Below are 24239 nucleotides of genomic sequence, written 5' to 3'. Positions count from 1 at the left end.
GCTACTGTGCCAACCAGGCGTCGAATCTTTTGGTCAGCGCTTCCGAATTGTCGATCCAGAAGTCTGTATCGAGGCTGACGGCGCCCTGCATGTTGGCCGGGGTCGTCGGCAGGTCCGCCAGTTGGTCGGGCGGCAGGGTCTTGCCGGCTTCTGTGTTCGTAAGACCGTAGGCGATATATTGCGGCAGTTTGGCCTGATTTTCCGACTTGCTGGCGAAGGCAACGAAGTCAAAGGCCGCATCCTTGTTTTCGGCACCCTTGAGGACGACCCAGCTGTCCACGGCGTAGATGCTGCCCGGCCAGACAACCTTGAACTTCCTGCCTTCCGAGCGGTTGATGCCGGTGATGCGGCCGTTATAGGCGCTGGTCATGGCAACCTCGCCGGAGGCAAGCAGTTGCAGCGGCTGGGCGCCCGAGGTCCACCAGACGAGGCTCGGCTTCAAGGCGTCGAGCTTGGCGAAGGCGCGGTCGACGCCTGCCGATGTCGCCAGGACCTCGTATACCTGATCTGCCCGCACGCCATCGGCCATCAGTGCCGATTCGAGCGTGTATTTCGGCCCCTTGCGCAGCGCACGCTTGCCCGGAAATTTCTTCACGTCCCAGAAATCGGCCCAGGATTCGGGGCCCTTGGCAATCTTTGCGCCGTCATAGGCGATTGCTGTCGACCAAACGATGGAGCCGACGCCGCAATCGCTGACGGCGGATGGGAGGAATGCATCCTTGCCGCCGAGCTTGCTCCAGTCCACCTTTTCAAAAAGACCGTCTGCACAGCCGAGCGCAAGCTCGTCTGCCTCGACCTCCACGGCGTCCCAGGAAGGATTGCCGGTTTTGACCTTCGCTTGAAGTACACCGATACCGCCATCCCAGGCCTCATCGAGCAAGGGCTTGCCGGTGACTTCAGAAAAGGGTTGGAAAAAAATCTTTCGTTGAGCATCCTGAAAGTTCCCACCCCAGGAAGCTATGGTGAGGTCCCTGGCCACGCTCGGCCCGGCAGCGACTGCCAATGACAGCAGTCCCAGAGCTGCAATCGTAGACCTGTTCTTGAGTTTCATTCGCTTCCCCTGTTTGTTGAGCGTCTCAGACGCCTGGTTGACAGCCACGATCTTCTGAATCGTTGGCGATCTCGTCAGCCGCGCCTGTGGGATAAGCAAAGCCCGGCTGCAGCAGGCTTGCCGTGTGTCATCTCCAAGAGGCGGACGGTTTTGCTAGGGACAATGCTTGGCGGATGTCCCAAGGGGCGGAAAGGCGCTTTTTGTTGCCCTCGGTGGAGACGTGGATGCACCGCTCCCAATCGACCTCCACGGCCAGGCATTGCTCAAGCCCCAGAATTCGACGGGACTCGCCGGTGAAAAAGGGGCCGGTAGCGCAATTGTCAAGTAACCGGTAAGTGGTGCATCATATGCACCACCGTGCACCACTCTTCGTTACACCGAAGGTCCGAAGCCTGTGTAATATGGAAGGCGTAGACGGCATTCCGACTTCGGTTCGGTCGAACCACTTTCCTTGTGAGGGACAGGATTGCGCAGAGGGAAATCGTTGGCAGATGAACCGGCAGGGGTTCAGAAACGCGGACGTTTGCCACCATTATCCATGGTGCGCGCTTTCGAGGCGGTCAGCCGGCTGGGCTCGATGCGCAGGGCCGCGGACGATCTCAATCTCAGCCACACCGTCATATCCCGTCACGTCCGCAACCTCGAAGCCTGGCTTGGCACACGGCTTGTCGATGCCGGACCGCGCGGCATCAGGCTCACGGCGGAAGGCCGGATTTTTGCCGAGACCGTGGGGATCGCTTTCGACCTCATTGCCAAGTCGACGGCGGAATTGCGCCCAGCGGTCAACCGCACCGTGTTGCGCATCTGGTGCGTGCCGGGCCTCGCAACGCGTTGGCTGACGCCGCGCTTCAATCAGCTCCAGCTTGCCTTGCCCGGAATCGATTTCGTGATGCGCGCAACCGATCTGGAACCGGATTTCACGCGTTATGAGGCCGATGTGGACATTCGCTACTCTGACGAGCCAAGAGGAAATGTCCGCTGGATCTTGCTGGAGAGGCCCCGCATGTTTCCGGTTACAAGCCCCGAATGGATCAGCAGGAACGCCCCAATACGCACTCTCGATGATCTGGTGTGCCAGCCGTTGATCCATGAGGAAAGCCGCGACCAATGGCGCCAATGGTTCCACAAGGCCGGCTTCGAGCATGAAGTCGTTTTGAATGGTCCGCGCCTCTGGTCGGCCAATCTGACGGTCGATGCGGCGGTCGCGGGCCAAGGAATAGCGCTTGCGACGCGTTTGATCGCTGCGGATGACCTGCGCGCTGGGCGGCTGGTCGAATTGCTCGAAACGGATGTTCGGCTCGGCGGCTACTATTTCGTCGGATCGCGAGAACGCTGGAATGAAGTGACCTTGGCGCGGTTCCGCGCATGGATGCAACAGTCAATCGCTGAAACTATTGGCGGTCATTCGTCTGATGAAACCAGCAAGCCGGGGCGATAGGAGGGGGTGGAACACGCTTTCCTCGTTTGAAAAAGGGCGCACAGCCGATCTCACGCTCCCGATATGGCCAGCCGCACCGTCTCACTGACGAACCCGGTCTTCCCGCCGGTGTAGAAATCCCAGTCGCCGCCTGCCGCCACAGCCAGCCGGCGTTTCAGCTCGGCATAGGCCCGGGCTCTTTCCGGGTGCTCCCTGAGATAGTCGCGAAACAGGATGCGCTCGCGGTGCGCGCGATTATCGGCTCCGCAGAGATAGAGCTTGAATCCGTAACCCGGGTGATCCCGGGTGAAGGCCCAGCGTTTCTCTCCCCGATCGCCGTGGAAGACGAAAGCGGCCGCGCGCATCGCATCGATCGCCGTCGGTAGAGCGTCGTCGGAGATCGTGACGATATCGAGGTCGATCTTCGGCTTGGCGGCCAGGCCGGGAACCGACGTACTGCCGATATGATCGATGGAAAGCACGAGATTGCCGAGCAGGATGGAGATCTCGGCGCTGATTTCGGCAAAGAGCCGCAGCCAGGACGGGTTGTAGTCGACCACTTTGACGGCGCGCATGCCCTTCCTCGCGATTGTCGTCAGCGCACTTCGGCCAACAATCCGTCCAGGATCGCGATCATCTTCTGCTCAGCTTCTTCGAGCGAGCCGCTATTGTCGAGCTCCGTGACGTCGTAGTCGCCACGCACGGTCAGCGGCCCGCGGGCGAGCCTGGCCATGATGTCCTCATGTGTCTCGCGGCCGCGCGCTTCCAGCCGGCTGGCGAGCACTTCGGGACGGGCCGTGACGTTGATGACCTTCAGCCGCGGGAAAGCGGCTTGGAAGCGGTGAAGCGCCGAGCGCGAGCCGTTGGCAACGACGACGTGGCCTCGCGACAGCGCCACCGAGACTTCGGCCGGAATGCCGTATTTCAGGCCATGCGCTTCCCACCAGACGGCGAAGGAGCCTGACTGCTCCATGGCGGCAAAGCCTTGGAGAGAGACGGAAAGATGATCCTCGCCGCCGGCGTCACGGTGGCGGGTGATGACGCGGCGGGCGAAATGCACATTGTCGCGGCCGGCAAAACGTCGCGCAGCGAGGTTCATCAGCGTGTCCTTGCCGGCGCCGCTCGGCCCAACGACGACGACCATGATGCCCCGTTCGGCTCCGGCTGCTGCATGTGGTTCGTGCGGGGTCATGCGACACGGCGTCCCTGGCGCCAGACGGAGCGTGTGACCGGCACGCCGTGCGAACGGTGGACACGGACGAGATCGGCGCGCAGCCCGGTCGCGATCCGGCCGCGATCGTCGAGGCTGACCGTGCGGGCGGGCGTCGATGTCACCATCGCGATCGCTTTCGGAAGGGTGATGCTCTCCACCTCGTCGGCGAGGATGAAGGGTGCATGCAGCAGGCTGAGCGGCACGTAGTCGGAGGACAACACGTCGAGCACGCCCATTTCGGCGAGATCGCGGGCGGCGATGTTGCCGGAATGGGATTTGCCGCGCACGATATTCGGTGCGCCCATCAGCACGCTCATGCCGTGCTCGTGCGATGCCCGGGCGGCATCGAAGCTGGTCGGAAACTCGGCGAGGCGCACGCCATTGTCGATCGCCTCGTCGACATGAGAGAGCGTGGCGTCGTCATGGCTTGCGACGGTGATGCCGCGCTCGGCGCAGACCTTGGCGATGGCATTGCGATGAGGCGTCGAATTGCGCGCCGATTCCGCCTGGCGCTTGGCGACGAAACGGGCAAAAGCCTCATCGCTCAGGCCCCGCTTCTTCTGGTAGTAGAAGATATACTGATCCATCGTCTGGAACTGCCGCTGGCCGGGCGCGTGATCCATCAGCGAGACGAGCCGCACATGCGGATCCTTTTCGAAATCGGCGAAATGTTCGAGCACGTTGTCGGCCGAGACCTCGCAGCGCAGGTGCAGGAGGTGCTCCGCGCGCAGCCTGCCTTCCTTCTCCGCCGATTGGATGGCGTCGGCCATCTCGCGCATCTCGCCATGTTCGAAGCCGCCGTCCTCGTCCGCGCCCATGCGCAGGCAGTCGAAGACCGTGGTGATGCCCGATGTGACGATCTGGGCGTCATGCGCCTGGACGGCAGCCGTCTTGTGCCAGCGGATGCCCGGACGTGGCTGATAATGGCCTTCGAGATGGTCGGTATGCAGCTCGACAAGGCCGGGAATGACGTAGTCGCCCTCGAAATCTTCGCCGGCTACCGAATTGCCTTCGGAGATATCGACGATCTTGCCGTCGCGGATGAGGATCGATCCTGAAAGGACGTCCTCCTCGAGAACGATGCGGGCGTTGGAAAAGACGGTCTCTTTGCTCATATCGTCAGGTCTTTCAGCTTTTGGCGCCGGAAAGCGGCAGCCAGGAATGAACTTTGAACGGGGCGCCGCGCGTCTCCTCGATGAAGACGGCGAGGCCGGAAATCGAAAGCGGCCGGCCGGTAAAACCGGCAAAACGCTCCGCCAGGACCGTTTTCATCACCTCCGCGCGTGTCTCCGGCACCTGGCCGCTCAGAGTCATGTGGAACCCGAAATCCTCCATGACGTAAGGATAGCCCCAGCGTTGCAGATTGGCGCGCTGGCTGTCGCTGAGCTTCTCCGGGTTGCGTCGCGCGATATCAGTCTCGGAAAGCGTAGCGCGGAACGGTTCGAAGGATTTTACCACCTTTCCGGCGAAATCCTGAAGAGGTTGGTAAAGAGAACCGGGAACCAGTGCAAAAAAACGGCCAAGCTGGCCGAGCACGAGTTCAGGAATCTTGAAGGCCGGGGTGCGCGCCGCGAAATCCTCGGCAAAGGTGATGAGATCCCGTTCGGTGACGGAAGCGGCAAGCGAAAACGGCGCCTTGATCGTCGCGTGAAAGCCGTAGCGGCGTGGGTCGGCGGTCAGCTCGAACTGCTCTGCCGCACTGAGTGTCTCATGTTCGGGTGCAGGATAGGTTTTGCCGGTGAAAGCATCGCGGCCGAGCCAGAGCGAAGCCGCGCCGGTCAGGGGATCATCCTTCGGCGGCGAGAAATAGAGAGCGTAGCGCAAGGCTTTTATCCTGGGGATCGTCGAAACGGGGAGCGCAATGTGCAGTGATTTGGCGGCGAACCGCAAGCAGGCTCCCGGCTAAAAGATTTCCGTGACAGAATGATGATGGCGGCAGCGTCGCCGTCGCCCCTCGTCGAACGGTCAGTGCGTCTTCGTGCCCATCAGCCGGTGGCGCAGGACGTTCGAGGCGGCGTCAAACAGGAAGACGACGATCAAGATCAGAATGACCATATAGGCGACGTTTTCCCAGTTGGCGTTGGTGCGCATCGCCTCCCAGAGTTTGAGGCCGATGCCGCCCGCGCCGACAGCGCCGATGATGGTCGCGCCGCGCACGTTCGATTCCCACTGGTAGAGCGTCTGGCTGACGATAACCGGAACGATCTGCGGCATGATGCCGTAACGATGGACGAGCACCGTTTGGGCGCCGGTTGATTTGATGCCTTCCCGCGGCTTGTTGTCGATATTCTCGAGCCCCTCGGAATAAAGCTTGCCGAGCGTGCCGGTCTCGGTGAGGAAGATCGCGCCGCTGCCGGCGAGCGGCCCGGGGCCGAAGGCGCGCGTCAGGAACAGCGCCCAGATCAGCATGTCGACCGAGCGCAGGAAATCGAAGAAGCGTTTCAGGATCTGGTTCAGGAGGCGGTTCGGCGTGATGTTGCGCGCTGCCAGGAAGGCGAGGGGGAAGGCGGCAAGCGCGCCGAGCAGCGTTCCGAGAAAGGCCATGACGATCGTCTGGAAAAGCTTGGTCCAGACGTCGCCATGCTGCCATTCGCTGTTGTTCCAGATATCCTCGAAGGCGAGCGATAGGTTGGTTTGGTCGGGCTTGATGCGCGGGCCGGAAACAACGAGGCCGATGACTTCGCCGACCGGTTTGTCGAAGAAGGAGGATTGCGTGTCGAAGATGAAATTCGCCCAGCCGAGGAAGCGTTTGCGGACCTTCACGCGATCGACGGAAATGCTGACGTCGCCGGCAAAGCCGAGATCCGCAAGCACGTTGTCGTCATAAACAGTCATCCAGCTCGGCACCGGCCCGACCACCTCAGGCGCGCCGCTCGATACGTCGACGGGGACGCTGACGCCGTGCGCGGTCACGATCGTTTCGCTCTTTGAGACGGTGACGCTGCGGCTGATGCCGCTGATGGAAACGGTGATGCTGCCGTCGGGATTGTTGAACACCCAGTCCGGGTGCGGATGATCGCCGAGCGGTGAGAAGCGGGGATAACGCACCTCGATCGAGCCGTCGTCCTGGATGCGGAGGTCCGGCTGGACATCGTAGCTCACCCATTGGCTGAGATAGATGCCGACGCGTTCCCAATGGGCCTCGGCGAAGAGCTTGGGCAGGTCGAAGAACCAGACGGCATAGAGCCCGTAGAGCAGCGTCGCAATGAGGATCATCAGCCCGCCGAAACGCTGGCGGAACGATCGGTGGAAATATTCCGGATAGCGCGCGTCGATCTCATGCATGCGGTTTGCGTCAATCACCGTCATGGCGGCCTCAATGTTGCAGAAGGAAAGCGTGCTCGCCGACGAGACGGCGACGCAGCCATGCGGAGAACTGGTCGACGGCGACGATCGTCACGAAGAGCAGCAGAACGAGCGCCATCGTCTTGGCGCCGAAGCCGCGCGAGATCGAAAGCTTCAGCTCCTCGCCGATGCCGCCGCCGCCGACGGCCCCGATGATGGTCGAGGCGCGCACGTTGATCTCCAGGCGTAAGAGCGCATAGGAGGTGAAATTCGGCAGCACCTGTGGCAGGGCGGCGAAGCGCACGCGCTCCCACCAGTTGGCGCCGACGGCCTTCATCCCCTCATGCGGCTTCATGTCGATGTTTTCGGCGACTTCGTAGAAGAGTTTGCCGAGCGCGCCGATCGTGTGCAGGGTGATGGCTATGATGGCGGCGACCGGCCCGATCGACAGGATCGCCGAAAACAGGCCGGCAATGACAATCTCGGGGAAAGCGCGCAGGAACTCCATCAGCCGCTTGGTGACGATGCGCAGCGGCCATGAATTCGTGAGATTGCGCGCGGCAAAGAAGCTCAAGGGAACCGCAAAGATGAAGGCGATGATGGTCGAGATGAGCGCTACGTTGATCGTGACGATCATCAGCTCGAAATATTCCGGAATGTAGAAGGCACCCCAGACGTAGACGCGGCCCTTGTCGAAGTTGAATTCCTCGCCGCCTCTGTCGTTGACGCTGGCTATGTCGAACAGCGCGCGCCAGACATCGTTCCAATCCTTGGGAATGAGCCAGCTCAGGAAGTCGAAAAGATGCGGCAGACGCTCGAAGAAATGGCCGGCATTGCTCTCATCGGCGAACCGGACGGAGCTGACGAATGCCACAACGAGGATGACCAAGCCAAGGACGGTATAAAAGCGGCGCTTCGCGACCATCCGATCCCAGGCGGTGGCGATCTCCTGCGTGCTCTGCACGTGCGGCTGTGTATCGGCAATGGTCATGGACGCTCCCCGCGGTAACAAACAAAGGGCGGCCGTTGCCGGCCGCCCCGCATTGAAAAGGCGATCAGCCGCCGATGGCCGCCTTGCGAACCTCGACGACAGCATTGTAGAAGTCGTGCTTGACCGGGGCATAGCCCTTGTAGTCGCCGCCTTCGACAGCCGAGAAGCACTTGTGATCCTTTTCCGGCAGGGCCGTGAAGAAGGCTGCGAGCTTCGTCTGCCACTCTTGGCCGAGAGCGTTGCGCACGACGAGCGGGCCGTTCGGGATCAGCGGCGAACGCCAGACTTCAACGAGCTTGTTCGGGTCCACGGCGCCCTTGTCGACTTCCTTGCGGAAGGTGCCGGAGGTGTAGCCGTCCTTGAAATCGCCGATGCCCGACGAGTCATCGACTGCGACGTCGACCTTGCCGTCATAGGCGGCAAGCAGGTTGTTTTCATGCCCGCCGTTGAACTGGGTCGAGGCAAAGAACTTGTCATTCGGCATGCCGGTGTCCTTCGGGATCTGCGTCAGCGGAACGAGGTAACCGGAGGTGGAGTCCGGATCGGCGTAGCCGAGCTTCTTGCCTTTGGCGTCCTTGATGGTCTTGATACCGGAGGACTTCAGTGCAAGGCCGATCGAGTAATAACCCGTCGAACCATCTTTCTGCTGCGTCGTCAGGATCGGCGTAACGGCCTTCGAATCCTTGAGGTAGACGGAGGCGTAGCCGGAAGCGCCGAGTTCGGCGAAGTCGAGCGTGCCGCCGAGCAGACCCTGGATAACGCCGTCATAATCGGCGGCCGGGAAGAGCGAGACCTTCTCGAAGCCGAACTCCTGCTTCAGATGGTCCGCAAGGCAGGCATAATTGCGCAGGCGATCGGTTTCGTTTTCGCCGCCAAGGATGCCGATGCGGAATTCCTTGAGGTCTGCGGCATTGGCGGCGCCGGCGAGCGCGAACAGCGCCGTTGCCGCAAAGAGTGCTTTCTTCAACATGCGTTCTCTCCTATCGACCGGTGTTCCGGCCTTCCCATTACGAAGAATGTGCCCTTGACGCGGGCGTTCGATCGCGGCCGTCCCGCTCAGAGACCGGCCAATGCCAGCGGTTGGGCGCCGGCGGATGGATTGTCTGCCCGCTCGGCAGCGATATTGATGGATGTCGACGTCATGGTTTCGTCGATGCCGGCGCCATCCTTGTCCGTTCCGTAGATTGCCTTCACGGCTTCGGCCGTCAGCTCCGAGGGCTTGCCGTCAAAGACGACGCGGCCGCCGGCCATGCCGACGATGCGCTCACAATAGTTGCGGGCAGTGTCGAGCGTATGCAGATTTGTGATGACGGTGATGCCCTCGCGCTCGTTGATGTCGCGCAGCGCATCCATGACGATCTTGGCGTTCAGCGGGTCGAGCGAGGCGATAGGCTCGTCGGCGAGTACCATCCTCGGGTTCTGCATCAGCGCCCGGGCGATCGCCACGCGCTGCTGCTGGCCGCCGGAAAGCGTGCCGGCCGGCTGCAGCGCCGTCTGCTCGATGCCGAGGCGCTCCAGTGCGGCGATCGCATGAACGCGTTCTTCCCGGGTGAAGATGTTGAGAAGGCTCAGAAGCGTCGAGCGGTGATTGAGGCGGCCGAGCATGACATTTGTGAGAACATCGAGGCGCGGCACCAGGTTGAACTGCTGAAAGATCATCGCACAGTCGCGCTGCCAGTTGCGCAATGCCTGACCGCGAAGCCCGGAGACCTCGACGCCGGCGAAATGAATGGAGCCGGAGCTCGGTTCCTGCAGCCGATTGATCATGCGCAGCAGCGTCGACTTGCCGGCGCCGGAGCGGCCGATGATGCCAACCATCTGGCCCTGGGCAACGGTGAGCGTCACGGCATCGACGGCGAGCTTGTTTCCGAAACGGCGGGTGACATCCTTCAGCTCGAACATCATGCTCTTCCCTTGCACTCCAGGCCTTGGTCAGCATCGCATTAGTCCCGCTTCATGAACCTCCAATGTCATATTTGTGTAAGAGGTGTCACAAATCTCCGTGTCTCGGCGGTGGCGTCTAGCATTCGTAGCGGGCCAGAAAATCTTCCGCGCTAAGGTTGCGGAAATCCTGCAAGGCCAGGCGCAACCGGTCGTGTTGCCAATCCCACCAGGAAAGCCTGTCCATGCGTTCGCCGATCTCTTTCGGGAAACGTTCGCGGATCAGCTTCGCCGGCACACCGCCGACGATCGTGTATGATGCAACGTCCTTCGATACGACCGCGCCGGCCCCGATGACGGCGCCATTGCCGACGTTGACGCCGGGCAGGATGGTCGCGCCATGGCCGATCCAGACGTCGTGGCCGATCGTCACCCGGTTCGAGCGCCGCCAGGCGAAGAAATCCGTCTCCATATCGGCGTCCGGCCAGTAATTGGCGGCGCGATAGGTGAAATGATGCAGAGTCGCGCGCCAGGTCGGGTGGTTGGTGGCGTTGATGCGCACGGCGGCGGCGATATTGACGAACTTGCCGATCGTTGCGCACCAGACGGCGCCGTCCTGCATGATGTAGGAATAGTCTCCGAAGGTCGCCTCGCTGATGCGGCAGCGTTCGCAGACTTCCGTATAGCGCCCGAAGGTGGAATCGCTGACCTCGGCCGTTTCGTGGATGGCGGGCTCGATACCAAGCTTGCGGCTCATGCGGCAATCATCCTCGGCGAGAACTGCTGGACGTCGAGGATGCGGTCGGCGACGGCCTCGCGCACTTCCTCGTCATGGAAGATGCCGAGAAGGGCGACGCCCGCCTTCTTCTTCTCTGCGATCATGCCGACGACGACGGCGCGGTTTTTCGCATCCAGCGAGGCTGTGGGTTCATCGAGAAGCAGGATCGTATGCTCGGTGATGAAGCCGCGGGCGATGTTGACGCGCTGCTGCTCGCCGCCGGAAAAGGTGGCGGGCGGAAGTTGCCAAAGCGCCTCCGGCAGGTTGAGCCTGGCAAGCAGGGCGCCTGCCTTTTCGCGTGCAACGACGATTTCTTCGCCGCGCGCCACGAGCGGCTCGGCCACCACGTCGATTGCCGCCACGCGCGGTACGGTGCGCAGGAATTGGCTGACATAGCCGAGCGTATCGCGGCGAACATTGAGCACGGTGCGCGGATCGGCGGCGGCGAGGTCGACGATCCGCCCGTCGTGGCGGACGAGGATCTGGCCGGTGTCGACGGCATAATTGCCGTAGATCATCTTGAGCAGCGAGCTCTTGCCGATGCCTGAGGGGCCGCCGAGAACGACGCATTCGCCTGACGACACGGAGAAGGCGACGTCGGAGACGACGGGCAGCCTGATGCCGTCGCGCAGGTGCATGGTGAAGCTCTTCGAGACTTCGGAAACGACGAGGGGCGTTGGCATGATATGGTTTTCCTGGTTTCTAGCTCAGACCTGCAGGATCGAGGAGACGAGCAGCTGCGTGTAAGGCTCTCTGGGATCGTCGAGCACGCGGTCGGTGAGGCCCTGTTCGATGACGTAGCCGTCCTTCATCACCATCATGCGGTGCGAGAGCAGGCGGGCGACGGCGAGATCGTGGGTGACGATGATGGCCGAGAGGCCAAGATCGTTGACGAGGCCTCGCATCAGATCGAGCAGGCGCGCCTGCACCGAAACATCGAGGCCGCCGGTCGGCTCGTCCATGAAGACCAGACGCGGACCGGTGACGAGGTTGCGGGCGATCTGCAGGCGCTGGCGCATGCCGCCGGAAAAGGCGCGCGGCTGATCGTCGATGCGATCGGCATCGATCTCGACGCGTTCGAGCCAGTCGATGGCGGTGGAGCGGATCTTGCCATAGTGCCGGTCGCCGATCGCCATCAGCCGTTCACCGACATTGGCGCCGGCAGAGACGCTCATGCGTAGCCCGTCGGCCGGGTTCTGATGCACGAAGCCCCAGTCGGTGCGCATCAGGAAGCGGCGTTCGGCCTCGTTCATGTGGTAGAGGTCGCGGTAGCCGCCGTCGCGCATGTGGTACTCGACGCTGCCGGTCGTCGGCATCAGCCGGGTGGAGATGCAATTGAGCAGCGTCGTCTTGCCCGAACCGGATTCGCCGACGATGGCGAGAACCTCGCCGGGCCAGAGCTCGAAGGAGACGTTCCGGCAGCCGATGCGCTTGCCGTAGAACTTCGAGAGGTCGTTGACCTTGAGAAGCGGGATATTGGTCATTCTGCAGCCCCCCGGGCCAGCATTTTGCCGGCATGCCCTTGGGCCCGGCGATCTTCGCAATGGTCGGTATCGGAGCAGACGAACATGCGCCCGCCCTTGTCATCGAGGATGACCTCATCGAGGTAGACCTCCTCAGCGCCGCAGAGCGCGCAAGGCCTGTCGAAGCGCTGGATCTCGAAGGGATGGTCCTCAAAATCCAGGCTGACGACATCGGTATAGGGCGGCACGGCATAGATGCGCTTTTCGCGACCGGCGCCGAAAAGCTGCAGCGCTTCCGACCTGTGCATCTTCGGATTATCGAATTTCGGCGTCGGCGAGGGATCCATGACATAACGCCCATGTACCTTGACCGGATAGGCATAGGTGGTGGCGATGCGGCCGTTGCGGGCGATATCCTCGTAGAGTTTCACATGCATAAGGCCGTATTCTTCCAGCGCATGCATCTTGCGCGTCTCGGTCTCGCGCGGTTCGAGGAAGCGCAGCGGCTCGGGGATAGGCACCTGGTAGACGAGCACTTGGCCAGGCCCGAGCTTCTCTTCCGGGATGCGGTGGCGCGTCTGGATGATCGTCGCTTCGCTGGTGCGCGTCGTCACCGCGACATTGGCGACCTTCTGGAAGAAGGCCCGGATCGAAACGGCATTGGTCGTGTCGTCGGCGCCCTGGTCGATCACCTTCAGCACGTCATCAGGCCCGATGATCGAGGCCGTCACCTGCACGCCGCCGGTGCCCCAGCCGTAAGGCATCGGCATTTCTCTGCTGGCGAAGGGCACTTGGTAGCCCGGAATAGCGATCGCCTTCAGGATGGCGCGGCGGATCATCCGCTTGGTCTGCTCGTCGAGATAGGCGAAGTTGTAGCTGGCGAGATCGCTCATTCGGCGGCTTCCTTCATGTCTTCGCCGGCATTGCGGGCGGCTTCGAATTCGCGGCGCATGCGGCGGACGAGATCGAGTTCCGCCTGGAAGTCCACATAATGCGGCAGCTTCAGGTGCTCGACGAAGCCGGTCGCCTGGACATTGTCGGAGTGCGAAATGACGAATTCCTCGTCCTGTGCCGGCGCGGTGATATCCTCGCCGAGTTCTTCGGCGCGAAGCGCGCGATCGACCAGCGACATCGCCATTGCCTTGCGCTCGCTCTGTCCGAAGACCAGGCCGTAACCGCGGGTAAACTGCGGCGGCGCCTTGGCCGAGCCCTTGAACTGGTTGACCATCTGGCATTCGGTGATCTGGATTGTGCCAAGCGAGACGGCGAAACCGAGCTCCGGCACGTCGAATTCCACCTCGGCTTCGCCGATGCGGATCTCGCCGGTGAAGGGGTGGTTTCGGCCATAGCCACGCTGAGTGGAATAACCGAGCGCTAGCAGGAAGCCCTCGTCGCCGCGGGAAAGCGCCTGCAGGCGCAGGTCGCGGGTCATCGGAAATTCCATCGGCTCGCGGGTCAGGTCTCCGATCTCGTGATCTTCGGGCATGTCGCCGTCGGCCTCGATCAGGCCCTCTTCGCCGAGGATTTCGGAGACGCGCATGACGCGGCCGGTCTCGGCCGGGCGCCGGGCCGGCGCCTCGACCAGTTCGTCCTGAAGCAGCGACGGATCGAGAAGGCGATGAGTATAGTCGAAAGTAGGCCCAAGCAGCTGGCCGCCCGGCAGATCCTTGTAAGTCGCCGAGATGCGCCGTTCGATCGTCATGTCAGCTGTCTCGAGCGGCTTGGAATAGCCGAAGCGCGGCAACGTCGTGCGATAGGCGCGCAGCAGGAAGATCGCCTCGATCATGTCGCCGCGCGACTGGCGCACGGCGAGGGCGGCGAGCGTGCGGTCGAAAAGCGAGGCCTCCGCCATGACGCGGTCGACGGCGAGGGCGAGTTGTTCGACGATCTGCTCAATGCCGATCGCCGGCAACGAACGGTCGCCGCGGCGGCGGTCGGCAAGCAGCCGATGGGCATTGGCGATGGCGGCCTCGCCACCTTTGACGGCAACATACATGAGCTCAGATCTCCGTTGCTGTGATCTTGGTGGTGCGCGGCAGGCAGACGAAGTGTCTGCCTGAGGTCAACACGATGTCGACGCCGCGCGGGAAGAGCGCCCGGTTCTCGCTCCAGAGTCTGAGGAAGGTCTCCGGCAGGCTGGCCGGCCCGATCTCCACGACACTCTTGATGCCCGGACCCATCAGCGCCAGCCTGCGTCCGCCGTCGAGTTCGGGAAGTTCGATGACAACAGTCGTCGAACGGTCGGGATATTCCTGTGTGCCTGATGCAAACAGGCCGAAGGAGCAAAGCGTAATGCCCGCCTCAATGAAGGCAAAATGCGCATCGGCCTTCTCGGCGGTCAGCGGCGCGCCAGTGTGGAAGCCGAGCCACTCCGGCATGGCGGATTTCGCCAGTCCCGTGGTAAGCCAGACCGGCGTGTCGTGGTCGCAAAGCGTGAGCGCGATCGCGCCGGCGGCAATGCCGAGCGGCGCCGGCGGAGCGATATCGGGCTCAATGGTCTGAATGGCGCCGGGACGGGCCATGCCGTCCATCAGCATCTTGAAGACGCTCTGTGCATGGAAAACCGGGTCGGCAAAACCGCCGATCAAAGCTTCTGTCGCAAGACCCATCAGTTGTCTCCCCGCACCATGGTGAAGAAATCGACGCGGGTTGCCGCCGTCTCATCCGCCTTGCGGCGCTCAGTGGCGGCGATGCGCGCGGCAATCGGCAAAAGCAGTGCCTGTTCGACAAAATTCTTGCTCGTCTCCTCCTGCCAGAGCGCGTCGAAGATCGCCGCAAGACGGGCCTTCTCCCGGTCGGTGCCGAGCGCCTGCGCATGACCGATGGAACCGGACTCGAGCCGCACCGTCGCGCGTGTCATCGTCACCTCGCCGAGATTGAAAGGAGCTCCGCCGCCGCCGATGCGGCCGCGCACCATTACAAGTCCGGTCTCCGGTCCGCGCACCGGATAAGCCACGGGCTTTTGCGGCAATGCGTCCCAGACTGCCTGGAGTTCGCTCCGTTCCGCTCGCGCCAACAGATCGGCGGCGCGTTTGCGCTCCGAGACCGTTTGCGACGCGGCGTCTTCCTTGTCCGCTGATATCATCGCTGCTTTCCTCGAAATGTCTATTGATATAGACAACCATACAAGTTATACCTAGCCTTAAATCGGTGTCGTGACAAGCGTGTGACATCGTGGGGCAAGGCAGGGGCAGAATGGCAGGACTGAAGCAGGTGCAGAGGCAGACAGGTGTGGCGCTCTGGCGTCAGATCGCCGATCGAATTCGCGAGGCGATCGGCAACGGAGCCTATGACGAAACGAGAATGGTGCCGCCGGAAACGGTGCTGGCGCTGCAATTCGGCGTTAACAGGCATACGGTGCGCAGTGCGCTGGCGGCGCTGGCGCAGGAGGGGATCGTGCGCGCGGTGCAAGGCCGCGGCACGCTGATCGAGCGCAAGCAGCGGCTGAACTTCCCGATCACCCGGCGCACGCGCTTCACTGCCGGCATCGGCGATCAGGCGCGCGAGACGCGTGGTCTTCTGCTCGATGAGGCGCAGGAGGAGGCGAGCGCCGAGGTTGCCCGCTGGTTGGGTGTGAAACAGGGCGAGCAAGTGATCCGGCTGGAAACATTGCGCCATGCCGACAGGCGGCCGGTTTCAAAAGCGACGAGCTGGTTTCCCGCCGAACGTTTCGCCGGGATCGGCGAGGCCTACCGCAAGCATGAATCGATCACCAAGGCTTTCGCCGAGCTTGGCGTGGCGGATTATGTCCGCGCGACAACCGAGGTGACGGCTGCCCATGCCGGGACAGCCGACCTTGCCGACCTGGAACTCACCCCCGGCGCGATCCTGCTGATCGCCAAGGCAATGAACACCGATCTCGACGGCGTGCCGGTGCAATATTCGATCAGCCGTTTCGCCGCCGACCGGGTGCAGTTCACGATCGAGAACTGAGGCCAATAGTTGAGGCAGGCGTGCCGACCGCTTCCGGCGGCACGCCTCACCGAATTAGTGTGCACCGGACATATCGCCCAGAACTTCCTTTGAAGCCACGGTTGAATCCGCCTTCAGCTTGTAGACCATTGGAACGCCGGTCGCGAGATTGAGGGCGAGCACGCCTTCTTTGGTCAGCTTGTCGAGCACCATGACCAGCGAGCGCAGCGAATTGCCGTGGGCGGCGACCAGCACCTTTTCGCCGCGCAGCACGCGCGGCAGGATTTCCGTGAGGTAGTAAGGCCAGACACGGGCGCCGGTGTCGCGCAGGCTCTCGCCGCCCGGCGGCGGCACGTCATAGGAACGGCGCCAGATATGAACCTGTTCCTCGCCCCATTTGGCACGCGCGTCATCCTTGTTGAGGCCGGAGAGATCGCCGTAGTCGCGCTCGTTCAGCGCCTGGTCGCGGATCGTCTCGAGGTCGGGCTGGCCGACCTTGTCGAGGATGAGCTTCAGCGTGTGCTGCGCGCGCACCAGCGCCGAGGTATAGGCGACGTCGAATTTGATCCCGTATTCGGCAAGTGCGGCGCCGCCGGCGTTGGCTTCCTGGATGCCGAGCTCCGTCAGATCCGGGTCCTTCCAGCCGGTGAAGAGATTCTTCAGGTTCCAGTCACTCTGGCCGTGGCGAACGAGGACGAGGGTACCGCTCATGAATATGCCTCCGATATGTCGTTATTGGGAAGAAAGCCCGAGCACGTCGAGCATGGAATAGAAACCTGGCTTCTTGTCGCGCGCCCAGAGCGCCGCCTTGATCGCGCCGCGCGCGAAGATCGAGCGGTCTGCCGCGCTGTGCGACAGGGTGACGATTTCGCCTTCTCCGGCAAAAAGCACGGAATGCTCGCCGATGACCGAGCCGCCGCGCAGCGTCGCAAAACCGATCGTGCCGACTTCGCGCGCGCCGGTGTGGCCGTCGCGGACCCTCACCGATTTTGAGGCAAGATCGATACTGCGGCCCTTGGCTGCCGCTTCGCCGAAGAGAAGGGCGGTGCCGGAAGGAGCATCGACTTTGTGCTTGTGGTGCATTTCCAGGATTTCGATGTCCCAGTCCGCCGGATCGAGCGCTCGTGCCGCCTGCTCGGCCAGAACGCTGAGCAGATTGACGCCGAGGCTCATATTGCCAGACTTGACGACGCGGGCATGGCGTGCCGCGGCGGCGATCTTCGCGTTGTCCTCGGTCGAGCAGCCTGTCGTGCCGATGACATGGACGATGCGGGCCTGAGCGGCGAGACCGGAAAACTCCACCGTGGCGGCAGGCGCGGTGAAATCGAGCACGCCTTCGGCATGCAGGAAAGCCTGGAGCGGATCGTCGCCGATGATGACGCCGGTCGGGCCGAGCCCGGCAATTTCACCGGCATCCTTGCCGACGAAGGGCGAGCCGGCACGTTCGACGGCGGCATGCAGCATCACGCCTTCCATGGAATGAATGAGCCGGATCAGCGTCTGCCCCATGCGTCCCGCTGCGCCGACCACCACCAGTTTCATCGCAGCATCGCTCATGTCAGTCTCGCCAGCTTAGTATGAATCCGAGGCCGAGGGCCTCTGCAGATTGTTGAGGCGAGCGTAAAGACCGTCGCTGACCTTCGCAAGCGTCTCATGATTGCCCTCCTCGACGACCCGGCCCTGCTGCATGACGACGATCTTGTCGGCGCGCACCACGGTCGATAGCCGATGGGCGATCACCACCACGGTGCGCCCGGTCATCGCCTCGTCGAGCGCCTTCTGCACGGCGGCCTCGGATTCGGTGTCGAGGGCGGAGGTCGCCTCGTCGAGCAGCAGGATCGGTGCATTGCGCACCAAAGCGCGCGCGATGGAAAGTCGCTGGCGCTGGCCGCCTGAAAGCGTCACGCCGTTTTCGCCGACAGGCGTATCGTAACCCTGCGGCTGCGCTGAGATGAAGTCATGCGCATAGGCAAGCCGGGCGGCCTCTTCCACCTCGGCATCGGTCGCTTCCGGCCGGCCGTAGCGGATATTGTCGCGGATCGTGCCCTCGAACAGGTAGGGCTGCTGCGAGACATAGGCGAGCTGCTGGCGCAGCGACTTCTTGGTGATGTGGGCGATATCCTGCCCGTCGATCAGGATCTCGCCTTCGCGAGGGTCGTAGAAGCGCGGAATGAGGCTGATGACGGTGGATTTGCCCGCTCCAGAGGGGCCGACAAGCGCCGTGGTCGTCCCGCCCTCGGCGACGAAGCTGACACTGTTCAGCACGCTTTCACTGCCGTAGGCGAAGGAAACATTGCGGAATTCGATGCGCGCCTGCGTCACCGTCAGCGGCCGGGCATCCGGCAGGTCGCGCTGGCGCGGCTCCATGTCCAGCAATTCGTAGATCATCCGTGCATTGACGACGGCGCGTTCCATCTGCACCTGCAGGCGGGCAAGGCGGCGGGCCGGGTCATAGGCAAGCAGCAGCGCCGTCACGAAGGAGAAGAAGGCGCCCGGGGCCACATTGTAATAGATCGAGCGATAGGCGGCATAGGCAAGCACGCTGGCGACGGCAAAGCCTGCGAAGCTCTCCGTCAGCGGCGAGGTGCGCTCGGAAAGCCGGGCAATCCGGTTCGCCCGGTTTTCGGCGGCGGTGATGAGCTTGTTGACCTTGTTCTCCAGCTCCTCTTCCATCGTGAAGGCTTTGACGATGGCAATACCCTGGATCGTCTCCTGCATGGCCCCCAGCACGTGGCTGTTCAGATGCACGGCCTCGCGGGTTGCCGAGCGAAGACGTTTGGAAACATAACGCAGCGCATAGAGCAGTGGCGGCGCCATGATGAACACGGCGAGGCTCAGCAGCGGGTCCTGGAGGACCATCACGCCGATCAGCGAAACGAATGTCAGGAGGTCGCGCACCGTCGAGGTGATCGTCAGGTTGAGCACGTCACGGATGCCGCTAACGTTCTGGCTGACTTGCGCGGCGATATGAGCCGAGCGCGCCTCGCTGAAAAAGCCGACTGAAAGCGTCATCAGATGGGCATAGAGGCGGCGCTGATAGCGGGCGACGATATTGTTGCCGACCTTGGAAAGCGCCACCGCCTGGCCGTAGCTGGCAAAGCCGCGCAGCACGAAGGCAATGAAGATCGAAAGACAGATGATCCAGACGACGTCGGCGCGGCGGTTGGCGAAGGCCTCGTCGATGATCGCCCGCATGATCCAGGCGGTGAACGCCGTCGAAAGTGCCACGACCACGAGGCAGACGATAGCGAAGACATAACCCCAGAGATGGTCGCGGCCGTTTTCAGCGATGATGCGCTTCAGGATGCCGGTGACGGTATCGCTGCTGACGCTCTGCTTTCTGCTTTCCACGGCTTCCAAATATCAAGCTTCCTGTCCGAGACTGAGCGCGTCGTGAATGTGGCGCGCACTTTGGCCGGCTCTATAAAGAGTTGGGACTGGTTTGGCTAGACCGCGGCGCGTCCCGGAGGGACGCGCCCTGGGCTCAGCGCCGCCAGCGGCGGCCTTCCGTCGATACGCCGAAATTGGCCGGCATCCGCGCATAGGACGAAAGTCCGGCGAGCGCCGCCAGCGGATGCGTCACCACATAGGTCGGGATGGTGCGAAGCAGCGCACTATGTGGCGCCTTGTCCTCGAAAGCCTGCCGGAATTCCGGTTTCTTCAGCGCCGGGAGGATCTTCTGCGAGATGCCGCCGGAGAGGTAGACGCCGCCACGCGCCATGAACACCATCGCCATGTCGCCGGCCACGCGGCCGAGATAGGTGGCAAACAGCGAAACGGTCTCGACGGCGGTCTTATCGCTGCCGGCAAGCGCATGCGAGGTGATCTCGGCCGGATCCTTCATCGTCGGCTGGCTCCCGTCGACTACGCAAATGGCGTTGTAGAGATTGACGAGGCCGCGTCCGCAGAGGATCTGTTCGGCCGAAATACGACCTTCGATCGTCTCGATATGCGGAAAGATTTCATAGTCGCGCTTGCTGCGCGGCCCGAGATCGACATGGCCGCCTTCGCCGGGAACCGGAATCCAAGTATGCTGGGCATGCACGAGTCCGCCGACGCCGAGGCCGGTGCCGGGTCCGAGCACGACGCGCGAGGCGACCATGTCGCCGGTGGCGCTGCCGATACGTTCGCGGTTTTCATCAGACAGGGCGGCAATCGCCAGCGCCTGCGCCTCGAAATCGTTGACGACGAGCACGTCCTCGATGCCGAGGCCCTCGATCATCGTCTTTGGCCGCACCACCCAGTCGCAATTGGTCAGGGAGATCTCGTCGTCGTTGATCGGGCCGGCGACGGCGAGGATCGCCGAGCGCGGCTGCACCGCTGTCTTGTCGCGCACGCCCTTTTGGATCGCTTCGTCAATCGTGGCGAAATCCGCCGTGCGCACGTTCGGAAACTGCTTCGGTTCGGCATAGGCGTCGGTCAGGATGGAGAAGCGGGCATTGGTGCCGCCAATATCGCCGATCAGGATCGGGAAGGGAAGCGGAGCGGTGCTGTGATTGGATTTGGGCATGGCCGGTTCCGTGCTGATCAGGCTTCGAGTGTGGGAAGGAGCTTTATAGCGGTCGCGTGGTTGAGCGCCATCGGAATGTCGTAGACAATCGCCAGCCGCATCAGCGCCTTCACGTCGACATCATGCGGCATCGGTGTCAGCGGGTCGACGAAGAAAATCAGCGCGTCGACTTCGCCGGTCGAGATCAGCGCGCCGATCTGCTGGTCGCCGCCGAGCGGCCCGCTTTTCAGTCTGGTGACGTCGAGACCGGGAGCGGCGTCGAGCACGCGACCGCCGGTGGTACCTGTCGCGACGATCTTCCAGCGCGAGAGAAGGTCCTGATTGGCGCGGGCGAAAGCCGCCATGTCGTCCTTCTTCTGGTCATGCGCGATCAGCGCAAGGCACTTGCTGCCGGCCATGAAAGGAATCTCCGCCCCAACAATTCAATCGATTTGATCGCTTTATACCAAGAATTTGCGATTTGAAAGACAACGCGTCCGCCCATTCATTGGATCGCCGGCTTGTCGTTCGGAACCGGGCCGACATCCGGCAACCCCTCGTCATCATCAGCCGGCGCGGCTGCCGGAGCGGCGGCGAACGCGCTTACGGCGGAAGGCCCGCCATAGGTGGCGGCCTGCATCGAAGCGACAGAAGCGGCATCGAGCACGGCAGAGCAGGCCTTCGGCAGGTCGGTGATCATCATCTCACGCGGCGGCTTCGGGGGCTTGGCGCCGGGTTTGGGCGGTTTGGGCGGTGCCCAAGGCGCCGGGGTGAACCAATAAGCGAGCGACTTGTCGCAGCCGTCTCCTGAGGCGACGGGAGCTTGCGGCGTGCATCCGGCAGCACCGGGCGGGCATTTGATGCGGATGTGGAAATGCGAGTCATGGCCGTATATCGGCCGCAGCTTACCAAGGTTGGTGCGGTCGCCGGTCCAGGTGTCGCACATCTTCTTCTTGATCGCCGGATTGACGAAGATGCGCTCCACTTCGGGATAGCTCGCCGCCAGCATCAAAAGCCGCGCCCGCGATTCCGTCCACACCTTCGGGTCGACGGTGAGGAACTTGTCCTTCTGCAGCATGCTGGTGAAGGGCAGGTCCTCGCGCTCCTCAGCCGTCATGCGGCGCGCCGGCATCGGGGTGAACCAGATATCGGCATCGAGACCGATCTGATGTGAGGAATGGCCGTTGAGCATCGGCCCGCCGCGCGGCTGCGCGACATCGCCGACCAGGATGCCCGGCCAGCCGGCATATTTGACCGCATCCTGCGAAAACCGTTCCAGAAGCGCAATCATCGCCGGGTTGCCCCAGCGGCGGTTGCGTGAAAGCCGCATTGCCTGCCAAGTCGGCCCGTCGGTCGGCAGCGCCACCGCGCCGGTCATGCAGCCCTTTGCATAGAAGCCGATCGGCTGCGCCGGCCCCTGCGTCGGCAGGCTGGCGCCTGCGAATAGCGCCTTGGCGCTGCCCGGGCTTGGCGTTTTCTGCTCTGCGCCGACGTCGCCGGCGGCAAGGCTTGCCCCGATTGCGCCGGCAAGCGTCAATTTGCCAAAAGTCCTGAAAGCCTGGGCGAAGCCGAAAGCCATGCTGTTCCCTTACGTCGATGCCGAAGTGATTTGCACTCGAATCTATCGTGAAAAGCAATTTTGGTGAATCGATGATTTGGCGGAGCGGCGCAGGAGGAGCCGGCGACGGATCGCCGCAGCATCACCGCAGCTGCCCTTTGACAGAAAAGCTCAAAATTCCGCGAGCTCGGCAAAAACCAAACTCTCTCCTGTTTTTCGCCCCTATTTCTCGTATTGTCGAATCCGCAATATTCAGGGGAAATGGGAATGACGGCATCGTGGTCGAAAATCGGTGTTATTCTGGCACTTGCTGGTGTTTTGATGCCATTGACGGCAATGGGTGAAGAGCAGCCGTTTCAGATCGGAAGCTCGGTCATCAGCGAAATGAAATACAAGCCGGGCTTTGCGCATTTCGATTACGTCAATCCCGATGCTCCCAAGGGCGGGGATCTGCGCCTTTCCGCAAGTGGCGCCTTCGACACCTTCAACCCGCTGCTTGCCAAGGGACAGACGGCGGTCGGCCTGACGCTCGTGTACGACACCTTGATGAAGCCCGCCGATGACGAGCTCCTTGTCTCCTACGGCCTGCTTGCCGAAGGACTTTCCTTTCCTTCTGACGTTTCCAGCGCGACCTTCCGCCTGCGCAAAGAGGCGAAATGGGCGGACGGTCAGCCGGTAACTCCGGAAGACGTCATTTTCAGCCTGGACAAGACTAAGGAATTGAACCCCGTCGCCGGGAACTACTACCATCACGTCGTCAAAGCGGAAAAGACCGGCGATCGGGATGTGACCTTCACCTTTGATGAGAAGAACAACCGCGAATTGCCCAACATTCTCGGCCAGTTAATGATTGTGCCGAAACATTGGTGGGAAGCACCCGGAGCGGATGGCAAGCCGCGTGACATTACCAAAACGACGCTGGAGCCCGTAATGGGGTCCGGGCCTTACAAGATTGCTTCTTTCTCGCCCGGCGCAACCATCCGTTATGAACTGCGTGACGATTACTGGGGCAAGAATCTCAATGTGAATGTCGGCCAGAACAATTTCCGCAATGTCATCTACACCTATTTCGGTGACCGCGATGTTGAGTTCGAAGCCTTTCGCGCCGGCAATAGCGACTATTGGCAGGAGACAACGGCTGCCCGCTGGGCGACGGGATACGATTTTCCTGCAGTGAAGGAAGGACGCGTCAAGAAGGAAGAGGTTGCAAATCCTCTGCGCTCCACCGGCATTCTGCAGGCTCTTGTGCCGAATATGCGGCGTGACCTCTTCAAGGATATAAGGGTCCGCGAGGCGCTGAACTACGGCCTCGATTTCGAGGAGTTGAACCGCACCGTTGCCTTTAACAGTTACAAGCGCATCGACAGCTATTTCTGGAATACCGAGCTCGCCTCCTCCGGTCTGCCGCAGGGGCGGGAGCTGGAAATTCTGCAAGGCCTGAAGGACAAGGTTCCGCCCGAGGTCTTCACGACGCCGTACACCAATCCTGTTGGCGGCGATCCGCAGAAGAGCCGCGACAACCTCCGAAAGGCGATTGCTCTTCTGAAAGAAGCCGGTTGGGAGCTGAAGGGCAGTCGCATGGTCAATACCAAGACCGGCCAGCCAATGAGTTTCGAGATATTATTGTCGAGCCCCATGTTGGAGCGCTGGGCAGTGCCTTATGCCAGCAATCTCAAGAAAATCGGCATAGATGCGCGAGTTCGGACAGTCGACGCTTCGCAAGCTGTCAACCGCGAACGCAGCTTTGACTTCGACATGATCTGGAATGTCTGGGCGGAGACAATGAATCCGGGCAACGAGCAAGCCGACTACTGGGGATCCGGCTCGGTCAACCAGCAGGGTTCTCGCAACTACGCCGGCATTGCCAACCCAGCCGTCGATGAGCTCATCCGCATGATTATCTTCGCGCCGAACCGCGATGAACAGGTCGCTGCGATCAAGGCAATGGACCGGGTCTTGCTGGCAAATCACTATGTTATCCCGCTGTTCTACCGCGATACCGTTAATATCGCCTATTGGAACACAGTCACGCATCCTGCCGAATTTCCGGCCTACAGCCTTGGTTTCCCCGATGCCTGGTGGTCGACCTCGGCAAAATGAGCGGGCTTGCATTAGCGGGGCCCTGGGCTCCAAATGGCACGAGCGAATCACGACAAGCCGGCGGGGCCGGCAAGGGAAGGCTGACGGCTTGAGCGGCATTG

General features: G+C 62.1%; 25 protein-coding genes and 1 pseudogene. 4 read left to right on the top strand and 22 right to left on the bottom strand.

Annotation, left to right across the window (positions count from 1 at the left end):
• Position 1: 1 nt before the first annotated feature.
• Positions 2-1051 (bottom strand): ABC transporter substrate-binding protein, encoded by a 1050-nt coding sequence (locus HJB91_RS25945; RefSeq protein ID WP_221156095.1) that lies wholly within the window; start codon positions 1049-1051, stop codon positions 2-4.
• Positions 1052-1589: 538 nt separating this feature from the next.
• Between HJB91_RS25945 and HJB91_RS31185 the strand changes: the two are divergent.
• Both HJB91_RS31185 and HJB91_RS25940 read left to right on the top strand, forming a co-directional pair.
• A pseudogene (locus HJB91_RS31185) lies at positions 1590-1751 on the top strand (LysR family transcriptional regulator); the annotation flags it as partial.
• Positions 1752-1778: 27 nt separating this feature from the next.
• Positions 1779-2489 (top strand): LysR substrate-binding domain-containing protein, encoded by a 711-nt coding sequence (locus HJB91_RS25940; RefSeq protein ID WP_311044190.1) that lies wholly within the window; start codon positions 1779-1781, stop codon positions 2487-2489.
• Positions 2490-2539: 50 nt separating this feature from the next.
• On the opposite strand, the gene HJB91_RS25935 is transcribed toward HJB91_RS25940, so the two are convergent.
• The 15 genes from HJB91_RS25935 to phnG all read right to left on the bottom strand — a co-directional run bounded on the left by HJB91_RS25935 (position 2540) and on the right by phnG (position 15164).
• The gene (locus tag HJB91_RS25935; protein WP_221124358.1) at positions 2540-3043 is read right to left on the bottom strand and encodes a GrpB family protein; all 504 of its coding nucleotides are present in this window, start codon (positions 3041-3043) and stop codon (positions 2540-2542) included.
• A gap of 20 nt (positions 3044-3063) precedes the next feature.
• The gene (phnN, locus tag HJB91_RS25930) at positions 3064-3660 is read right to left on the bottom strand and encodes a phosphonate metabolism protein/1,5-bisphosphokinase (PRPP-forming) PhnN (RefSeq protein ID WP_210629619.1); all 597 of its coding nucleotides are present in this window, start codon (positions 3658-3660) and stop codon (positions 3064-3066) included.
• A complete protein-coding gene (locus HJB91_RS25925) occupies positions 3657-4796 on the bottom strand; it encodes an alpha-D-ribose 1-methylphosphonate 5-triphosphate diphosphatase (protein WP_210629618.1) in 1140 nt (379 codons plus the stop codon). The genes phnN and HJB91_RS25925 overlap by 4 nt, the downstream gene beginning before the upstream one ends.
• A gap of 13 nt (positions 4797-4809) precedes the next feature.
• Positions 4810-5505 (bottom strand): DUF1045 domain-containing protein, encoded by a 696-nt coding sequence (locus tag HJB91_RS25920; protein ID WP_210629617.1) that lies wholly within the window; start codon positions 5503-5505, stop codon positions 4810-4812.
• A 141-nt stretch (positions 5506-5646) separates the two neighbouring features.
• Positions 5647-6990 carry a phosphonate ABC transporter, permease protein PhnE gene (gene phnE / locus HJB91_RS25915; RefSeq protein WP_221156094.1) on the bottom strand — a complete coding sequence of 448 codons (1344 nt, stop codon included), beginning with the start codon at positions 6988-6990 and terminating at the stop codon, positions 5647-5649.
• Between the two features lie 7 nt (positions 6991-6997).
• Positions 6998-7957 (bottom strand): phosphonate ABC transporter, permease protein PhnE, encoded by a 960-nt coding sequence (gene phnE, locus HJB91_RS25910; RefSeq protein ID WP_221156093.1) that lies wholly within the window; start codon positions 7955-7957, stop codon positions 6998-7000.
• A 64-nt stretch (positions 7958-8021) separates the two neighbouring features.
• Entirely contained in the window at positions 8022-8927 is a 906-nt protein-coding gene (phnD, locus tag HJB91_RS25905; RefSeq protein WP_210629614.1) for a phosphonate ABC transporter substrate-binding protein, read from the bottom strand.
• An 86-nt stretch (positions 8928-9013) separates the two neighbouring features.
• Entirely contained in the window at positions 9014-9859 is an 846-nt protein-coding gene (phnC, locus tag HJB91_RS25900) for a phosphonate ABC transporter ATP-binding protein (RefSeq protein ID WP_210629613.1), read from the bottom strand.
• Positions 9860-9977: 118 nt separating this feature from the next.
• Positions 9978-10595 (bottom strand): DapH/DapD/GlmU-related protein, encoded by a 618-nt coding sequence (locus HJB91_RS25895; RefSeq protein WP_221123525.1) that lies wholly within the window; start codon positions 10593-10595, stop codon positions 9978-9980.
• The gene (gene phnL, locus HJB91_RS25890; protein ID WP_210629611.1) at positions 10592-11299 is read right to left on the bottom strand and encodes a phosphonate C-P lyase system protein PhnL; all 708 of its coding nucleotides are present in this window, start codon (positions 11297-11299) and stop codon (positions 10592-10594) included. Before phnL ends, HJB91_RS25895 begins: the two co-directional genes overlap by 4 nt.
• A 24-nt stretch (positions 11300-11323) precedes the next feature.
• Positions 11324-12100: a phosphonate C-P lyase system protein PhnK gene (gene phnK, locus HJB91_RS25885; protein WP_221123527.1), complete on the bottom strand. Its 777-nt coding sequence runs from the start codon at positions 12098-12100 to the stop codon at positions 11324-11326.
• Complete coding sequence (locus HJB91_RS25880) at positions 12097-12972, bottom strand: alpha-D-ribose 1-methylphosphonate 5-phosphate C-P-lyase PhnJ (RefSeq protein ID WP_221123528.1); 876 nt, start codon at positions 12970-12972, stop codon at positions 12097-12099. The genes phnK and HJB91_RS25880 overlap by 4 nt, the downstream gene beginning before the upstream one ends.
• On the bottom strand, positions 12969-14075 hold the full coding sequence (locus HJB91_RS25875; protein ID WP_221123529.1) for a carbon-phosphorus lyase complex subunit PhnI: 1107 nt from the start codon (positions 14073-14075) through the stop codon (positions 12969-12971). The genes HJB91_RS25880 and HJB91_RS25875 overlap by 4 nt, the downstream gene beginning before the upstream one ends.
• Positions 14076-14079: 4 nt before the next feature.
• On the bottom strand, positions 14080-14688 hold the full coding sequence (gene phnH / locus HJB91_RS25870) for a phosphonate C-P lyase system protein PhnH (RefSeq protein ID WP_221156092.1): 609 nt from the start codon (positions 14686-14688) through the stop codon (positions 14080-14082).
• Positions 14688-15164: a phosphonate C-P lyase system protein PhnG gene (phnG, locus tag HJB91_RS25865; protein ID WP_210629606.1), complete on the bottom strand. Its 477-nt coding sequence runs from the start codon at positions 15162-15164 to the stop codon at positions 14688-14690. The genes phnH and phnG overlap by 1 nt, the downstream gene beginning before the upstream one ends.
• A gap of 110 nt (positions 15165-15274) precedes the next feature.
• On the opposite strand from phnG, the gene phnF reads away from it, so the two are divergent.
• On the top strand, positions 15275-16012 hold the full coding sequence (phnF, locus tag HJB91_RS25860) for a phosphonate metabolism transcriptional regulator PhnF (protein ID WP_221156091.1): 738 nt from the start codon (positions 15275-15277) through the stop codon (positions 16010-16012).
• A gap of 54 nt (positions 16013-16066) precedes the next feature.
• Here the strand turns inward: phnF and HJB91_RS25855 are convergent, their stop codons facing one another.
• From HJB91_RS25855 to mepA, 6 genes are all read right to left on the bottom strand, one after another.
• Positions 16067-16702 carry a 2,3-bisphosphoglycerate-dependent phosphoglycerate mutase gene (locus HJB91_RS25855; RefSeq protein ID WP_210629604.1) on the bottom strand — a complete coding sequence of 212 codons (636 nt, stop codon included), beginning with the start codon at positions 16700-16702 and terminating at the stop codon, positions 16067-16069.
• 21 nt (positions 16703-16723) lie between these two features.
• The gene (gene dapB / locus HJB91_RS25850; RefSeq protein ID WP_221147678.1) at positions 16724-17548 is read right to left on the bottom strand and encodes a 4-hydroxy-tetrahydrodipicolinate reductase; all 825 of its coding nucleotides are present in this window, start codon (positions 17546-17548) and stop codon (positions 16724-16726) included.
• A gap of 15 nt (positions 17549-17563) precedes the next feature.
• A complete protein-coding gene (locus HJB91_RS25845) occupies positions 17564-19351 on the bottom strand; it encodes an ABC transporter ATP-binding protein (protein WP_210629602.1) in 1788 nt (595 codons plus the stop codon).
• Between the two features lie 124 nt (positions 19352-19475).
• On the bottom strand, positions 19476-20501 hold the full coding sequence (locus HJB91_RS25840) for a glucokinase (RefSeq protein WP_221156090.1): 1026 nt from the start codon (positions 20499-20501) through the stop codon (positions 19476-19478).
• 17 nt (positions 20502-20518) lie between these two features.
• Entirely contained in the window at positions 20519-20899 is a 381-nt protein-coding gene (locus HJB91_RS25835) for a methylglyoxal synthase (protein ID WP_210629600.1), read from the bottom strand.
• Positions 20900-20985: 86 nt separating this feature from the next.
• Positions 20986-22059 carry a penicillin-insensitive murein endopeptidase gene (gene mepA, locus HJB91_RS25830; protein ID WP_221123533.1) on the bottom strand — a complete coding sequence of 358 codons (1074 nt, stop codon included), beginning with the start codon at positions 22057-22059 and terminating at the stop codon, positions 20986-20988.
• 246 nt (positions 22060-22305) lie between these two features.
• On the opposite strand from mepA, the gene HJB91_RS25825 reads away from it, so the two are divergent.
• The gene (locus HJB91_RS25825; RefSeq protein ID WP_221123534.1) at positions 22306-24138 is read left to right on the top strand and encodes an extracellular solute-binding protein; all 1833 of its coding nucleotides are present in this window, start codon (positions 22306-22308) and stop codon (positions 24136-24138) included.
• Positions 24139-24239: the final 101 nt, after the last annotated feature.

Source organism: Rhizobium sp. NLR10b (genome assembly GCF_019685435.1).
GTDB lineage: Bacteria > Pseudomonadota > Alphaproteobacteria > Rhizobiales > Rhizobiaceae > Rhizobium.
This window is presented reverse-complemented; position numbering and strand designations above follow the sequence as displayed.

Bases quoted from the DNA above. Each gene is read 5' to 3' on its own strand.
- phnH (WP_221156092.1), bottom strand. From the start codon at position 14,688: ATGGGTCTTGCGACAGAAGCTTTGATCGGCGGTTTTGCCGACCCGGTT.
- HJB91_RS25945 (WP_221156095.1), bottom strand. From the start codon at position 1,051: ATGAAACTCAAGAACAGGTCTACGATTGCAGCTCTGGGACTGCTGTCA.
- HJB91_RS25880 (WP_221123528.1), bottom strand. From the start codon at position 12,972: ATGAGCGATCTCGCCAGCTACAACTTCGCCTATCTCGACGAGCAGACC.
- phnN (WP_210629619.1), bottom strand. From the start codon at position 3,660: ATGACCCCGCACGAACCACATGCAGCAGCCGGAGCCGAACGGGGCATC.
- HJB91_RS25925 (WP_210629618.1), bottom strand. From the start codon at position 4,796: ATGAGCAAAGAGACCGTCTTTTCCAACGCCCGCATCGTTCTCGAGGAG.
- HJB91_RS25825 (WP_221123534.1), top strand. From the start codon at position 22,306: ATGACGGCATCGTGGTCGAAAATCGGTGTTATTCTGGCACTTGCTGGT.
- phnE (WP_221156094.1), bottom strand. From the start codon at position 6,990: ATGACGGTGATTGACGCAAACCGCATGCATGAGATCGACGCGCGCTAT.
- mepA (WP_221123533.1), bottom strand. From the start codon at position 22,059: ATGGCTTTCGGCTTCGCCCAGGCTTTCAGGACTTTTGGCAAATTGACG.
- phnF (WP_221156091.1), top strand. From the start codon at position 15,275: ATGGCAGGACTGAAGCAGGTGCAGAGGCAGACAGGTGTGGCGCTCTGG.
- HJB91_RS25835 (WP_210629600.1), bottom strand. From the start codon at position 20,899: ATGGCCGGCAGCAAGTGCCTTGCGCTGATCGCGCATGACCAGAAGAAG.
- HJB91_RS25875 (WP_221123529.1), bottom strand. From the start codon at position 14,075: ATGTATGTTGCCGTCAAAGGTGGCGAGGCCGCCATCGCCAATGCCCAT.
- HJB91_RS25935 (WP_221124358.1), bottom strand. From the start codon at position 3,043: ATGCGCGCCGTCAAAGTGGTCGACTACAACCCGTCCTGGCTGCGGCTC.
- HJB91_RS25895 (WP_221123525.1), bottom strand. From the start codon at position 10,595: ATGAGCCGCAAGCTTGGTATCGAGCCCGCCATCCACGAAACGGCCGAG.
- HJB91_RS25840 (WP_221156090.1), bottom strand. From the start codon at position 20,501: ATGCCCAAATCCAATCACAGCACCGCTCCGCTTCCCTTCCCGATCCTG.
- phnE (WP_221156093.1), bottom strand. From the start codon at position 7,957: ATGACCATTGCCGATACACAGCCGCACGTGCAGAGCACGCAGGAGATC.
- phnG (WP_210629606.1), bottom strand. From the start codon at position 15,164: ATGATATCAGCGGACAAGGAAGACGCCGCGTCGCAAACGGTCTCGGAG.
- phnD (WP_210629614.1), bottom strand. From the start codon at position 8,927: ATGTTGAAGAAAGCACTCTTTGCGGCAACGGCGCTGTTCGCGCTCGCC.
- dapB (WP_221147678.1), bottom strand. From the start codon at position 17,548: ATGAGCGATGCTGCGATGAAACTGGTGGTGGTCGGCGCAGCGGGACGC.
- phnK (WP_221123527.1), bottom strand. From the start codon at position 12,100: ATGACCAATATCCCGCTTCTCAAGGTCAACGACCTCTCGAAGTTCTAC.
- HJB91_RS25855 (WP_210629604.1), bottom strand. From the start codon at position 16,702: ATGAGCGGTACCCTCGTCCTCGTTCGCCACGGCCAGAGTGACTGGAAC.
- phnL (WP_210629611.1), bottom strand. From the start codon at position 11,299: ATGCCAACGCCCCTCGTCGTTTCCGAAGTCTCGAAGAGCTTCACCATG.
- phnC (WP_210629613.1), bottom strand. From the start codon at position 9,859: ATGTTCGAGCTGAAGGATGTCACCCGCCGTTTCGGAAACAAGCTCGCC.